Genomic DNA, 1385 nt, shown 5'->3' on the forward strand with positions numbered 1-1385 from the left:
CATCATGACACAGCTTCCAAAGGACTTTCCGGATTTCGGGCTGACGCGTGAGCAGCGGCAGCTGGCCGTGCGCAGCCACTATTACGAGCGGCCCGGCATGGACGGTGCGCGCGGCGAGATCTGGTGCTACAGCGACCGTTTTTCGTACCGGCCGGGCGATGCGGTGCGACTGCAGGTGAGTTCGACAGCGCCCGCCTTTGCCATCGAGATCGTGCGCGACGGTGCAACCGAGACAAAGCTTCTCGAACGGAGCGGTATCGCCGCGCGCTGGCAGGACACGCCTGAGCAGTGCTCCGTCGAGGGCTGCGGCTGGGAAACGGCCTTCGAGTTCCGCATCGGTGACGACTGGCCGGCCGGCGGCTATCGCATCACATTGACGGCGGAGGCCCGCGCCGGCGAGCCGATCCGCTGCCATCATTTCCTGATCGTATTGCCGAAGACGGGTCGCAAACCGGGACGCATCCTGCAGGTGGCGGCGACCGGAACCTGGCTCGCGTACAACACCTGGGGCGGCTCCAACCACTACGAAGGCATCACCGGGCCGAACCAGAACCAGTATTCGCCTCTCGTGTCGACGCAGCGCCCCTGGGGTCGGGGCTTCGTCGTGCTGCCACCCGAAGCGCCACGCGTGCCGCTGGAGGTGGCGATGCCGCCTATGACCGTGCCGCGCCGTCCGCACCAGGAATGGGCCTACGCCACCGGCCATTCGAAGAAATATGCGTCCGCCGGCTGGGCAAGCTACGACAGCCATTTCTTCCGCTTCGCCGAGCGCGCCGGCTACGGTGTCGACCTCGCCAGCCAGCACGAGTTGCACTTCTCGCCGGAGATCCTGCTCGACTATGATTGCGTCGTATTCGTCGGCCATGACGAGTATTGGACATGGGAAATGCGCGACGTGGTTGACGCCTTTGTCGACCAGGGCGGCCATGTCGCGCGCTTCGCCGGCAACTTCATGTGGCAGACCAGGCTGGAGGACGAGGGCCGCCGGCAGGTCTGCTACAAGTACCGGGCGCGCGTCGAGGACCCGGTGTACAGAAGTGGCGACGTAAGCCGCGCGACCAATTCGTGGGAAGCGCCGGAGATCGGCCGCCCCGGCTGCAAGACCTTTGGTCTTAATGGCGCGGATGGCGTCTATGCCGGTTGGGCCGGCTTTGCGCCGCGCGGCGTGCGCGGCTTCCCAATTTATCGGCCGGACCACTGGGCCTTCGCCAAGACCGGACTATTTTATGGTGACCTGCTCGGCGCCGAGAGCCACATTTATGGCTACGAGGTCGATGGGCTGGACTACGAAATCCGCAACGGCCTGCCCTACCCTTCGCCGACGAGCGGCGCGCCGGACGGTCTCGAAATCCTCGCCGTCGGCATGGCCACCCTGGTCGAGGAGA

At 65.6% G+C, this 1385-nt stretch carries 1 protein-coding gene; it reads left to right on the plus strand.

Annotated features, from left to right (window positions below):
* Positions 1-4: 4 nt before the first annotated feature.
* On the plus strand, positions 5-1385 hold a 1381-nt coding region (locus tag AC0L2Z_RS35225; RefSeq protein WP_473630620.1), incomplete at its 3' end, for a N,N-dimethylformamidase beta subunit family domain-containing protein.

Source organism: Mesorhizobium sp. WSM4850, from assembly GCF_055811735.1.